Source organism: Enterococcus sp. H57, from assembly GCF_003112495.1.
Taxonomy (GTDB): domain Bacteria; phylum Bacillota; class Bacilli; order Lactobacillales; family Enterococcaceae; genus Enterococcus_B; species Enterococcus_B faecium.
Genome location: NZ_BEHC01000035.1, coordinates 52,487 through 65,900, shown reverse-complemented (window position 1 = coordinate 65,900; position 13,414 = coordinate 52,487). Strand labels below are relative to the sequence as shown.

13 protein-coding genes are annotated in these 13,414 nt (G+C 39.1%); 11 read left to right on the top strand and 2 right to left on the bottom strand.

Annotated features, from left to right (window positions below; all coding sequences use genetic code 11):
- From DIZ30_RS08010 to DIZ30_RS07995, 4 genes are all read left to right on the top strand, one after another.
- Window positions 1–531 carry an NYN domain-containing protein gene (locus DIZ30_RS08010; RefSeq protein ID WP_002318843.1) on the top strand — a complete coding sequence of 177 codons (531 nt, stop codon included), beginning with the start codon at window positions 1–3 and terminating at the stop codon, window positions 529–531.
- 76 nt (window positions 532–607) lie between these two features.
- On the top strand, window positions 608–1,186 hold the full coding sequence (locus tag DIZ30_RS08005; RefSeq protein WP_002287436.1) for a sigma-70 family RNA polymerase sigma factor: 579 nt from the start codon (window positions 608–610) through the stop codon (window positions 1,184–1,186).
- Between the two features lie 114 nt (window positions 1,187–1,300).
- Window positions 1,301–1,546: a Veg family protein gene (locus DIZ30_RS08000; RefSeq protein ID WP_002287434.1), complete on the top strand. Its 246-nt coding sequence runs from the start codon at window positions 1,301–1,303 to the stop codon at window positions 1,544–1,546.
- Window positions 1,547–1,638: 92 nt separating this feature from the next.
- Complete coding sequence (locus DIZ30_RS07995) at window positions 1,639–2,085, top strand: GNAT family N-acetyltransferase (protein ID WP_002324462.1); 447 nt, start codon at window positions 1,639–1,641, stop codon at window positions 2,083–2,085.
- Window positions 2,086–2,144: 59 nt separating this feature from the next.
- Here DIZ30_RS07995 and mscL read toward each other — a convergent pair whose 3' ends face one another.
- Window positions 2,145–2,606, bottom strand: coding sequence for a large conductance mechanosensitive channel protein MscL (mscL, locus tag DIZ30_RS07990; protein ID WP_002287431.1), 462 nt, complete (start codon window positions 2,604–2,606; stop codon window positions 2,145–2,147).
- Between the two features lie 251 nt (window positions 2,607–2,857).
- On the opposite strand from mscL, the gene yfmF reads away from it, so the two are divergent.
- From yfmF to rny, 7 genes are all read left to right on the top strand, one after another.
- Window positions 2,858–4,126: an EF-P 5-aminopentanol modification-associated protein YfmF gene (yfmF, locus tag DIZ30_RS07985; RefSeq protein WP_002287428.1), complete on the top strand. Its 1,269-nt coding sequence runs from the start codon at window positions 2,858–2,860 to the stop codon at window positions 4,124–4,126.
- On the top strand, window positions 4,119–5,405 hold the full coding sequence (gene yfmH / locus DIZ30_RS07980) for an EF-P 5-aminopentanol modification-associated protein YfmH (protein WP_002287425.1): 1,287 nt from the start codon (window positions 4,119–4,121) through the stop codon (window positions 5,403–5,405). Before yfmF ends, yfmH begins: the two co-directional genes overlap by 8 nt.
- A gap of 735 nt (window positions 5,406–6,140) precedes the next feature.
- Complete coding sequence (locus tag DIZ30_RS07970; RefSeq protein WP_193394791.1) at window positions 6,141–7,064, top strand: RodZ domain-containing protein; 924 nt, start codon at window positions 6,141–6,143, stop codon at window positions 7,062–7,064.
- Between the two features lie 208 nt (window positions 7,065–7,272).
- Window positions 7,273–7,851, top strand: coding sequence for a CDP-diacylglycerol--glycerol-3-phosphate 3-phosphatidyltransferase (gene pgsA / locus DIZ30_RS07960; RefSeq protein ID WP_061573453.1), 579 nt, complete (start codon window positions 7,273–7,275; stop codon window positions 7,849–7,851).
- A gap of 239 nt (window positions 7,852–8,090) precedes the next feature.
- Window positions 8,091–9,332, top strand: coding sequence for a competence/damage-inducible protein A (locus DIZ30_RS07955; RefSeq protein ID WP_002298209.1), 1,242 nt, complete (start codon window positions 8,091–8,093; stop codon window positions 9,330–9,332).
- 108 nt (window positions 9,333–9,440) lie between these two features.
- On the top strand, window positions 9,441–10,487 hold the full coding sequence (recA, locus tag DIZ30_RS07950) for a recombinase RecA (RefSeq protein ID WP_002298208.1): 1,047 nt from the start codon (window positions 9,441–9,443) through the stop codon (window positions 10,485–10,487).
- 410 nt (window positions 10,488–10,897) lie between these two features.
- Complete coding sequence (rny, locus tag DIZ30_RS07945) at window positions 10,898–12,454, top strand: ribonuclease Y (RefSeq protein WP_002287336.1); 1,557 nt, start codon at window positions 10,898–10,900, stop codon at window positions 12,452–12,454.
- Window positions 12,455–12,532: 78 nt separating this feature from the next.
- Here rny and proC read toward each other — a convergent pair whose 3' ends face one another.
- Window positions 12,533–13,339, bottom strand: coding sequence for a pyrroline-5-carboxylate reductase (proC, locus tag DIZ30_RS07940; RefSeq protein WP_002298207.1), 807 nt, complete (start codon window positions 13,337–13,339; stop codon window positions 12,533–12,535).
- Window positions 13,340–13,414: the final 75 nt, after the last annotated feature.

Here is a 13,414-nt window from a genome sequence, read left to right as displayed (position 1 = left end):
ATGAAAAAACAGCTGTTGATTGTAGACGGCTACAACATGATTGGTTCGTGGCCGGAACTTGTCCAGCTTAAAAAGCAGGACAAAATGGCGGATGCAAGAGAAGCTCTTTTACATCGTTTATCAAATTATGCGAAATATGAAGGACTGGAAGTCATCGTTGTCTTCGATGCCCAACTAGTTCCGGGCATCCAACAAAATTATAAGAAATACCAGTTGGATGTTGTTTTTACGAAAGAAGACGAAACGGCTGACAGTTATATCGAGAGAATCGCTGGTCAGCTGAATGACCGTTTGACACAAGTGACAGTAGCGACAAGCGATTTAGCAGAACAGTGGATGATCTTTTCCCAAGGAGCATTACGAACTTCTGCTTATGAATTATATAAGACGATAAAAAAAACGGAAAAAACAATAGCCCAAGAAAATAAAGATATGCATTTTATTGATTTCCGACGTAATTCTCCATGGAATGAAGAGCAGTTAAAAAAATTGTCCCAAAAATTGGACGATTTAATGAGAAAAAATAAATAACATATCGTTCTAATCAGTTCGATGAATCATTGATGATAAGATTCCTCCATAAACGAATTTATGGAGGAATTATTTTATGTCTGAGGAGTTATTGCGCGCTGCACGTAATGGTGACGAAGAAGCATTTGCTGCCCTGTATCAAAAATATTTTCCACTTTTACTACGTTTGAAAAACACCTATTATTTAAGAAATTATGTTTCTGAGGATTGGGAACAAGAAGCAAGGATCGCTTTATATCAGGCATTGAGAACTTACGAAAAAAGCAAAGGTGTTAGCTTTGGAAGTTATTATAAAAGCATTATAAGCAATCAAATCTATTCTCTATTGAGGAAGCAGAACGCGCTGAAGCGTCGTGATCAAAAAGATGAAGTCTCAATCGACCAAAAAATAGAGACAGAAGGACCAGACTTTTTAGCAGAGATCACATTGCAAGAACCTTTAGCGATTCAGCATCTTTTATTAAAAGAAGCAATCGAAAATTGCGAAATCCAGTTTTCAAAAATAGAAGCTAAAATTTTTCATTATTATATGCAAGGCGTTGATTTTGTAGACATGGCTGAATGTTTAGCAATGGATCACAAGCAAGTAATGAGCGCTTACGGGAGAGTAAAACTCAAAATAAAAAAACACTTGAAATTTTATAATGAGGAATAATTTAGAAAAATCTTAATGAGCTTCTTATTTATTTTTATTGCATTTCTTTTTTTTTTATGGTAAACTTGAAAATTTTAAAAATATGTGGTATAGTTGATAGTAGAGGTGAACTGTATGCCAACAACTTTAGCTTCAATCAAGAAAGATTTAGAAGGTCGTATCGGCAGCCCAATCATGTTGGTTGCTCAGACAGGAAGAAAGCGTCAAACAGAACGCCGCGGCGTTTTAACAGAAACCTATCCTTCAGTATTCGTTGTTGATTTGGATCCTGAAGAAAATTCTTTTGAACGAGTATCTTACAGCTATTCAGATGTACTTACTCGGACAGTTGAGATCGAATTTTTAACTGAAGCAGTTTAAAAAGCAAACGAGCCTGAGATTCGTAAGGTTCGTTTGCTTTTTTGTGTGCGAATCGGTATGCTAAGAATAAAAAAGCAGGGGGCGTTTGCTTAGTGGAATATCAGGTAAAGAAATTTGAAGAATTGTCAACAGCAGAGTTTTACGCGATCGTCAAAGAACGAATCGCAGTTTTTGTTGTGGAACAACAGTGTCCTTATCAAGAAGTTGATGACATTGATGGACAAGCTTGGCATACGTTTTTTCAAGATACTGATGGGAAGGTCCTTGCCTACACGCGAGTATATGAAGAAGCGGAGAGTATCCATTTTGGACGTGTCCTTGTTCATCAGGACAACCGTAAAGATGGTTTAGGAAGAAAGATTGTTCAAGAAACGATTAACATGATCCAGAAAAATTTTCCAGAAAAACCAATCGTGATCGGCGCACAAGAATACCTACAAGCTTTTTATGAGTCGTTTGGATTCAAGGCAATCTCAGATGTGTATTTGGAAGATGATATTCCACATATCGACATGAAAAAGGAACAAGTAGCAAGTTAAGAATCTAAAAAAAGAAAGCCGACACTGAAAATCGGCTTTCTTTTTTTTTAGATTCTTTGTTATTTAGAAGTATCGGAAAGATTTGTTTGCTCTACTGGATGTGTATTGTCTTCTGCCACTTGTTTGGCAAGAAGATCGCGTATGTCACTAAGATAATCTTCTGCAGTAGGAGTTTCTTCCACTTCCACTTGCTCTTCTTTGGAGCGTAAATTCTTCGCACGGTTTGCCGCTTTGACAACTAAGAATAAGACAAAACCAGTGATCAGAAATGTAATGATAGCACTAATAACGTTACCAAACGCAAATGTGACGCCTTTTGTCGGCGACCAGTCAAGAATTGAAAGTGCTCCTTCTAAATCAGAAGTACCTGTGATCATTGCGACAAACCAACCTATTAGTGGTGTGATCAAGCCTTGCACCACTTGGTTTACGATGCTTGTAAACGCACTACCAATAACAACGCCGACAGCAAGATCCAAGACATCTCCACGCATGATGAACTCTTTGAATTCTTTGATCATGAATGACCCTCCCTTCTTTTATTTGTCTTTAGTATATCGAAAAATAAAAAATAAAAAAACAATATACGCTTTTAGCCGTCTGTTTCTTTTGATAAAAAACATCTATGCTATACTATAAAGTGTAACATCATTTAGAAAAAACGGCGAATTGCCTGAACTTATAAATTTCAAGCAGAGGAATAAGTAAAAAAGGCAGGTTGACCCATTAAAAGAGTAAGCGGGCAATCATCTGTGAAAAGGAGCATATAAATATGGTGTATCAATTGGCAGAAGGCGTGAATCTTCATGTCTTACCAACAAAACAATACAAAACGATCCGGATTTTTATCCGTTTTACTGCGCGTCTGCAACAAGAAGTCATCACGAAACGTTCACTTCTCAGCAGCATGTTGGAAACAAATAGTTTGAATTATCCGGATCAGACAAAGTTAAGTGCGCAACTTGCAGAGCTTTATGGCGCAAGCTTTGGATTATCAGTTAGAAAAAAAGGAAATTTACATTGGCTAAACGCAGGGATCAGTTTTGTGAATGGTGAATATGTCAATGATCCAAACCTTTTTTCTCAAGCGGTAGATTTTTTAAAAGAGGTTTTATTTTATCCAAATATTAAAAATCATCAGTTTGATCAGTTGACGTTTGACTTGGAAAAGAACAATCTGCGTCTATATTTGGAAAGTTTGAAGGAAGATAAACAAACTTTTGCTTCCTATGCCTTGCAAGAACTTTATTTTGAAAACAGCCCGGAACAAAAGATCCCAGGGTTGGGCGTAGTCGAAGATCTGGACAAGATCACTGCTAGTTCGCTAGCGTCCTACTATCAAGAAATGATGGCAAATGATCAAATCGACATTTTTGTTGTCGGCGATGTTGATCCGGACAAAGCAGCTGAAGCAGTTGGGCAATTACCATTTGAGTCGCGGGAAACAGTTTATCCAGATCTGTTTTATACCCAGCCTCAAGTGAATATCGTGAAGGAACGACAAGTACGTGAGCCAATCGTTCAAGCAAAGCTGAACCTAGCTTATCAGACAAATGTATATTACGATGAACCAGAACGTTTTGCGCTAATGGTCTTTAACGGTTTATTTGGCGGTTTTCCTCACTCTAAACTTTTCATGAATGTCAGAGAGAAAGAAAGTCTAGCTTATTATGCCTCTAGTAGCGTGGATACGTTCCGAGGATTCATGAGTGTCCAAACCGGTATCGATGAAAAGAACCGAAATCAAGTACTTCATCTGATTCACGAGCAATTAGAAAGTTTGCGAAATGGTGAAATAACAGAGTTGGAACTGTCTCAGACAAAAGCAATGCTGAGAAACCAATATCTGCTTTCTCTAGACTCTCCGCAAGCGGCAATCGAAGCTTCTTTTTTGGACAGCTGGCTGCCGGAAACAAAATTATCTGATGAAGAATGGTTGAAACGTATGGAGAGCGTAACGATCAAAGAGATACAACAAGTAGCTGAGCAAATCGAATTGCAGGCAATCTTCTTTTTAGCAGGAGGAAATGCAAATGAATAAAACAGAATATGAGCAAATCAATGAAACACTTTATCATGAAGTACTGCCAAACGGTTTGACCGTGTATTTGTTGCCTAAAAATGACTATCACAAGACATATGGTTTGTTCAGTACGAATTATGGTTCGATCGATAACGAATTTATTCCCTATGGTGAAAAAGAAAAGGTGAAAGTTCCAGATGGAATTGCCCATTTTTTAGAACATAAGTTGTTTGAAAAAGAAGATGGTGATGTCTTTCAATTATTTGGGAAACAAGGAGCTTCCGCCAATGCTTTCACAAGTTTTACGAAAACCAGCTATCTGTTTTCTACGACGGATCAGGTAGAAAAGAATCTGACGACTCTGATCGATTTTGTACAAGCACCTTACTTCACAGAAGAAACTGTAAACAAGGAAAAAGGAATCATCGGTCAGGAAATCCAAATGTATGAAGACGACCCTAACTGGCGGATGTTTTTTGGCATACTAAATAACTTGTATCCTACACACCCATTGCATATCGATATTGCGGGCACGGTTGAAAGTATCGACAAAATCACAGCTCAAGACTTGTATACGTGCTATCGGACGTTTTATCAGCCAAGCAATATGGTTTTATTTGTAGTTGGTAAGATGGAGCCTGAGAAATTGATGAAACTTATTCGGGAAAACCAAGAAGCAAAAAATTTCCCTCCAAAGCAAGAAATTGTACGTTATTTCCCTGAAAACACAAAAGAAATCATCAAACAAAGTGCATTGGAAGCAGCCATTACACGAGATAAATTTGTACTTGGTATTAAAGGATTAGACACATTGCCGCAAGAAGGAACAGAACTGTTACGCTATAAAACAGCAATCAATCTGTTGTTCCAAATGATTTTAGGCAATACTTCTCGAAACTATCTAGCGATGTACAATCAAGGAATTATCGATGACAGCTTTGGTTTTGAATTCAGCTTGGATCGTGAATTTCACTTTGCGGACTTCAGCGGAGATACGGACGAACCAGAGAAAGCAGCAGAAAAAGTCAAAGAAATCATTCTTGGATTCGCTGATGATCCGGAAGTGTCAGAAACAAATCTCGATTTGCTGAAGAAGAAAATGCTTGGACAATATTTCCAATCATTAAATTCGATCGAATATATTGCCAATCAATTTACGCAAAGTTTATTTGGCGATCGAACTTTATTTGATCTTCCTGAAATCATCGATTCGATCCAAATGAAAGACGTACTGGCAGCTGGGGAAGCATTTATAAGTGAAGAGGCCTTCAGCGAGTTTTACATGAGACCAAAATAAACCAGTATTTTATGAGGAAAAGTCTTAAATTTCGTTTTAGACTTGTAGTAGGAACCTCCTCCAAAATCAGCTTTTATGGTATTCTTAGTTGTGTTGGAAAAATTAGTGAGAAAATAAAACAAATCATGCTCTCTTTTAATCAACTTATATTAAAATAAAATCAAACGAAGTAATCAAAGAGGTTGTGACAGAAGTGGTCAGCTTCAAGAAAAGAAGGAATTTACGAAAATTGCTTCTCAAATTTTTGTGATATTTCGGCTTATTGCCGAAGAAGCTACTTCTGGAACACCGTGTACCAAGAGGTTGTGAAAAAGCTGCCCTGCATCAAGTAATAAGAACAGCCAAGTAAAAACAGATTCTGATGTTTTTAACTTGGTTGGACTTATTACCGCAGATGCAAGCTTTTGAACACCGTTTAAGGAAGAGGTTGTGAAATCAGCGTTTTGACCTGAGTATTAGAGAAACATACGGAAAAATATCTCCTTATATTTTGCCGGTTTTTGAGCTAATACCGAGGAACAGCTGATTGAATACCGTTTAAGAAAGAGGTCGTGAGCCTGCCGTTTAACTCTGAGTCACAAGGAACAAGTTCAAAAAACAGCTTCTTATATTTATTGGATATTGTGACTTGTGACCGAGGAGTTGGCAGGAGAACAATGTTTATTCGGAAAAAAGGAGCTGTGACATGACTTTTGTCACAGCACCCAAACATAACGTCTTTCGTTGCAACAGCAGATGCTTCGGAGAATCAAACAGACTGGAGAAGATGAACGAGTGGCTTTTGAAACCATCGGAGAAAAATTACGGCAAGCACGCCTGAATAAAAAAATATCTTTAGATGAATTACAGCAGATTACAAAAATTCAAAAACGTTATTTGGAAGCAATCGACAATGATGATTTTGACCAATTGCCTGGTAAATTTTACGTGCGGGCATTTATTCGGCAATACGCTGAAGCTGTAGGAGAAGATGGAGACCATTTAGTCGATGTTTTTGATGGGAAAAGCAAATTGACAGGATCGGTCCCTGAACGTCCGCAGCCTGAAACAGTAAGTACTTCTAGAAAAGCAATGCATCAGGAAGAATCGCATCCAAGTCGCTTTTGGACAAGTCTTCCTGTCATTTTATTAGGATTGGTTGCTTTGGCGATTGTCGTTGTCGTGGGCTATATGACTTGGCAAGATCGTCAAGCTGATCCAATAATCGGAGACACAGCTTCTTCACTTAAAGTAGAAGGATCAGTCGAGGAGTCCTCTTCCTCAGAGCAAAGCACGCAGACCAAAGAGTCTTCTACAGTAGAATCAACAGCAAAATCAAGTGAAGAAAAGAAAATGGCAATAGCTACAGGAGAAGATTCTGGCAGTGCCATCGCAGTAAATATCACAGACGCTACCAAGCCTGTAACCCTTGAATTTACTGCTGTCAATCGTGTATGGTTAGGTGTGCTAGTAGACAATGCCTATGTTTATCAAGGGACACTGGCAGCAAATGAAACACAGAGTACCGTGTTACCGGAAACAGCAACAAATGCGACCATCACGATTGGTGCAGCAAGCAATGCAACGATCAAAGCGAATGGAGAATCCGTACCAGTTAATCCAGGGGAAAACAATCAGAGTCCAAAAAATGTGAACCTTACTCTTCAATACGCAGAGTGATCGTATAAATTAGTTTACGCATCTGTTTACTTGCAGGTATAAAAAAGAAGGATCGTGACAAATCTGTGTCGCGATCCTTCTTCGTTAATTCAAAAAGATCAATTTCAATAAAAATACTCCCTTGAATAAATTCATTTGGAAAAGTAAATAATATCGGTGGAAACTTCGCTGATAGTCACGTAGAATAGGGAAGAAAGGAGTCGATAGTGTGAATTTACCAAATAAATTAACTGTACTTAGAATTTGTATGATCCCGATTTTCGTTTTGGTTGTAGGTTTACCTTTAGATTGGGGACAACTTAACGTAGGAGACACCACACTGGCTGTCACACAGCTAGTAGGTGCAGTTATTTTTGCTTTAGCTAGTATCACAGACTGGTTAGATGGAAAAATTGCCCGTGCGCGAGGCCTTGTCACTAATTTTGGCAAGTTTGCGGACCCGTTGGCAGATAAAATGCTAGTTATGACTGCTTTTATCATGTTGGTTGACCAAGGAAAGGCCCCTGGTTGGGTAGTAGCGATCATTGTCTGTCGTGAATTAGCCGTCACAGGCTTGCGTTTACTACTTGTCGAACATGGAGAAGTCATGGCTGCAGCTTGGCCGGGAAAAGTCAAGACGGCTACACAAATGGTTGCTATTATCTTGCTGTTTATCAATAATATCCCATTCAGCCTGATCGGTATTCCAGTAGATCAAATCATGCTTTATGCTTGTCTGATCTTTACTATCTATTCAGGTGTGGATTACTTCATCAAAAACAGCGGTGTGTTCAAAGGATCAATGTAAGTATCGTTTAGTGGAGAGGTTGTGAGCCTGCCGTCTAACTCTGAGTCACAAGGGATAATTTCAAAAAACAGCTTTTCATGTTTTATGTATATTGTGACTTATGACCGAGGTTTTGGCAGGAGAACACTGTTTATTTGGAACAAGGAGCTGTGACAAGATTTTTGTCACAGCTCCTTGCCCTCTTTTTAAATAAAAAAATATAAAAATACAGCGTATACTATATAAGGGAGCGGGAAGTAATGAAAGCAGAAATAATAGCTGTCGGAACAGAACTTTTACTAGGACAAGTCGTGAATACGAATGCCACTTTCTTGTCAGAACAGCTAGCTGATCTAGGTATCGAAGTTTATTATCAAACAGTTGTAGGAGATAATCAGCAGCGTTTAGAAGAGTTGATTGCTCTAGCTGAAACAAGAAGTGAACTCATACTCTTATGTGGCGGATTAGGACCGACAGAAGATGACCTGACAAAAGAAGCAACTGCGGCTCACCTCGGTAAGTCTCTCATACAAAATACGGAAGGATACAAAAAATTATTGGTATATTTTGAAACAACCCATCGAAAAATGACCAAAAACAATCTGCAACAGTCCCAGATCATCGAAGGCGGGATTCCTCTACCAAATCGTACAGGGCTTGCTTTAGGGACTTTTTATCAAACAGATACACATGCGTATATCCTTCTTCCCGGTCCGCCTAATGAGTTGAAACCAATGTTTGTGGAACAAGTACGTCCTTTACTAGAGGAACGTTTTCCTTCTGAAGAAAAACTAATTTCTAAAGTTTTGCGCTTTTATGGGATTGGTGAATCGCGACTGGTCACTGAGCTAAAAGATCTGATTGAAACACAGATCAATCCAACGATCGCACCATATGCCAAACCAAATGAAGTGACATTACGACTGACAGTGAAAACAAATGATGTTCAGGCAGGGAATCAAGCTCTTTTAGCATTAGAAGAAAAAATCCAAGAACGAGTAGGGGAATATTTTTATGGATACGGCGATGATAATTCGCTAGCAAAAGTCGTAGTGGAACTACTGAAAGAAAACAAGCAGACTGTAACAGCAGCGGAAAGTTTGACAGCCGGCGCCTTCCAAGCCGCATTAGGCGACATTGCTGGTGTATCTGAAGTATTTCCAGGCGGATTCGTTACCTACTCGCTCCAAACAAAAGCTGGTTTTCTGGAGATTGATCCGGAGCTATTAGCAGAATATGGAACAGTCAGCAAAGAATGTGTGGAGCAGATGGCCATTCAAGCACGTGAGATAGCAAGAACAGATTACAGTGTAGCTTTCACCGGAGTGGCTGGACCGGACACGTTAGAAGGTCAATCTGCAGGAACAGTATGGATCGCTATTTCATCTAAAGACGGCGTGGTTTCGGAAAAATATCACTTTGCCAGAGATCGTGCTGCTATCAGATATAATGCGGTTATGCAAGGATTTGATCTTTTGAGAAAACAGCTTTTAAGAAAATGATAAATGCGAATATTTGTTCGGTTTTTTCTTGCTTTTTTTCACTAAAAAAGATATGATAAGGATAATGAAATGTTGCTCTGATTTGTAAATATAAGGAGGATTATCGTATTGGCAGATGATCGTAAAGCAGCCTTAGATGCTGCACTGAAAAAAATTGAAAAGAGCTATGGTAAAGGCTCTATTATGAAATTGGGCGAAAAAATCGACCAGCAAATCTCTACAATTCCAAGTGGCTCTCTTGCGTTAGATGTCGCTTTAGGTGTCGGCGGTTATCCCCGTGGACGTATTATCGAAGTATACGGACCTGAAAGTTCAGGTAAAACAACAGTGGCGCTACATGCTATTGCAGAAGTACAAAAAAATGGCGGAACTGCCGCTTTTATCGATGCTGAGCATGCGTTAGATCCGCAATATGCACAAAAATTAGGTGTGAATATCGATGAACTACTTCTTTCACAGCCTGATACAGGAGAACAAGGTCTGGAGATCGCTGATGCTTTAGTATCAAGTGGAGCTGTAGACATCGTAGTAGTCGATTCAGTTGCCGCTTTAGTTCCACGAGCAGAAATCGACGGCGAAATGGGCGACTCACATGTCGGGTTACAAGCACGTTTGATGTCTCAAGCATTGCGTAAACTCTCTGGTTCGATTAACAAAACAAAAACAATCGCTATTTTCATCAACCAAATCCGTGAAAAAGTAGGCGTGATGTTTGGGAATCCAGAAATCACGCCTGGAGGACGCGCATTGAAATTTTACGCAACGATCCGTTTAGAAGTACGCCGTGCAGAACAATTGAAACAAGGAACAGATATTGTTGGTAACCGTACAAAGATCAAAGTCGTGAAAAACAAAGTAGCACCTCCTTTCAAAATCGCTGAAGTAGATGTCATGTATGGCTTAGGTATCTCACAAGAAGGAGAACTTCTAGACATGGCAGTAGAAAAAGACATCGTTGATAAAAGTGGTGCTTGGTATTCTTATAAAGAAGATCGGATTGGCCAAGGACGGGAAAACGCTAAAATCTATATGGCTAATCATCCTGAAATGATGGCAGAAGTTTCTGCTCTAGTTAGAGCAGCTTATGGTATTGGCGAAGAAGTCGCTGTCCCAGAAGATGAAAAAGGACAAGAAGAATTGCCTTTAGAAGAATAAAAATCATGATAAACAAAAACGGCTGGTCTGAAGAGTAGGTACTCTCCTTGACCTGCCGTTTTTTTATTGAATAAAGAAATCGTGAGTTATTTAATTATACGAGTGGGTACATAAAATAAAAATATCTGTTCATCTACAAAGAATAATTTAATAGAAAAGTTTCTCAATTTAAAGGTTTACCTATATGAAACTAGTGTCATTTATTTTAAAAACCATCGTTTAATGAATAAGTAGAAAGCCATTTCTTTGTTTATTTAAAGTTGACACTACGGGGTACAAACATTAGAATAAAGTTGTGCATGTTTTTTGTACACATATATGCGAAGATGCATATTGACAAGTTTAGAATAATTTATCATAGAAGCTGTATAGATGATAAAAATGAAAAAGATAGTATGGAGGTGGATTTTATGGTATTCAACATTCTCCTCGCTATCATCGGTTTAATTGTCGGTCTTGGTTTAGGGTTTATGGTCGCAAAGTCACGTCACGAGAAAGAAATAGCTGGTGCACAATCATCAGCTGCTGGAATCATCGATAGTGCAAAAAAAGAAGCAGAAACTCTAAAAAAAGAAGCATTGTTAGAAGCTAAGGAAGAAAATCAGAAATACCGTTCTGAAGTTGAAAGTGAGCTGAGAGAAAGTAAGTTAGAATTAAAATCTCAAGAGAATCGTTTGATTCAACGCGAACAAACGCTGAATCGTAAAGATGACTCGTTAGAAAAACGCGAGAACTCACTTGAAAGTAAAGAAGAAGCACTTAGTTCAAAACAGCAATTAATTGAAGAGCGAGAAAAAGACGTTGAAAAAATGATTGAAGATCAACAAAAAGAACTAGAAAAAATTGCTGGTTTATCAAAAGAGGACGCACGAGATGTCATCATGAAATCGACTGAAGAAGAGCTGAATCATGAGTTAACTCTAATGGTAAAAGAATCTGAACAGCGTGCCAAAGAAGAAGCAGATCGCAAAGCGAAAAACTTATTATCATTAGCGATTCAACGCTGCGCAGCAGATCAAGTTTCAGAAACGACTGTTTCAGTCGTTACCCTTCCGAATGATGAAATGAAAGGTCGTATCATTGGACGAGAAGGTCGTAATATTCGAACGCTTGAGACGCTGACTGGTATCGATTTAATCATCGATGATACACCGGAAGCAGTTGTTCTTTCCGGATTCGATCCAATCCGAAGAGAAATCGCACGGATGACCTTGGAAAAACTGATACAAGATGGACGAATCCATCCAGCGCGTATCGAAGAAATGGTCGAGAAATCTCGTAAAGAAATGGATGAACGTATTCGCGAATACGGGGAAGAGGCAGCGTTTGAAGTCGGTGCTCATACACTTCATCCAGATCTAATCAAGATCATCGGACGTCTGCGATTCAGAACTAGTTATGGACAAAACGTCTTGAAGCATTCGGTCGAGGTTGCAAAATTAGCTGGTATCTTAGCAGCAGAGCTTGGCGAAGATATCCAATTAGCAAAACGTGCCGGGTTGCTCCATGATATTGGGAAAGCACTTGACCATGAGATTGAAGGATCTCACGTTGAGATCGGTGCGGAATTAGCTGCCAAGTACAAAGAAAACCCAGTAGTAATCAACGCGATCGCTTCTCATCATGGAGATGTGGAAGCTACTTCTGTTATCTCTGTCCTTGTAGCTGCAGCAGATGCGCTCTCAGCAGCAAGACCTGGTGCGCGAAGTGAATCATTAGAAAACTATATCCGTCGTTTAAGAAGTCTGGAAAATATTTCGAACAGCTTCGCCGGTGTAGAATCAAGTTACGCAGTTCAAGCTGGACGCGAAGTTCGGGTAATGGTCAAGCCAGAAGAAATCTCGGATTTAGACGCTGTTCGTTTAGTACGTGATATTCGTAAACGAATCGAAGAAGAACTGGATTATCCTGGACACATCAAAGTAATCGTTATTCGGGAAACTCGTGCAACTGATTATGCTAAATAATAAAAAATACAAAAGAAGAGCCGCGGCAAAAGCCACAGCTCTTCTTTTTTTGTAAGGCACGAAAAAACATTGCTATCATTATTTTTTATTCAACATCTCAAGATCTTTCTCGATCGTCGTATTGATTCCTTTGATGACGGCTGGGATGAATCCTGCTTCTTCTAAGGCAACTACACCTGCAACAGTTGTACCGCCAGGAGAAGAAACTTGGTCTACAAGTTCCCATGGATTTTTATCACTTGAAAGGAATTTTTGACAAGAACCCATAATTGCTTTTGCAGCAATCTCAGTTGCTGTCTGTTTGGACAAACCGTTCAGTACACCAGTCCGTCCCATCGCATCGATCAGCATGTAAACGAATGCGGGTGAGCTGCCAGCAAGGCCAATGAATGTACTGAAATCTGATTCTGCTAAAGGATAGACGCTGCCGATTGCTTCAAAAATCATCGTAGCTTGCTGAAGCTGTTCCTCCGTGGCAGCTTCATTTTTGCAAATCGCAGAAACGCCTGCTCCTACGCTGACATTGACATTCGGCATCACACGTACGATGGAGGCCTGAGGATCTTCAAGCGCTGTTTCTAAATCTGTTAATGATTTTCCTGAAGCAATAGAAATGAATAAGACTTTCTGGCTATATTCTCTTAGTTCTTCCAATACTTTTTCAATGATTTTTGGTTTCACGGCTAAAAGAACGATATCTGATTGTGATGCAACTTCCTGATTACTTTTGCATGCATGGACGCCAGTTTCAGCAGCAAATTTTTGTGCATTTTCAAAATGTCCACTGGAAACGAACACCTCTTCTTTCGAGACTGTTCCTTTTTTTAATAAACCATCAATAATAGCTTGTGCCATATTCCCTGTGCCGATAAATCCTACTTTCATGTTATCCTCTCCTTTAGCATTAGGATATCTTTCTTTTTCTATCATCGCAAGCAAAGAACAGGTCTAAAGTGGAAA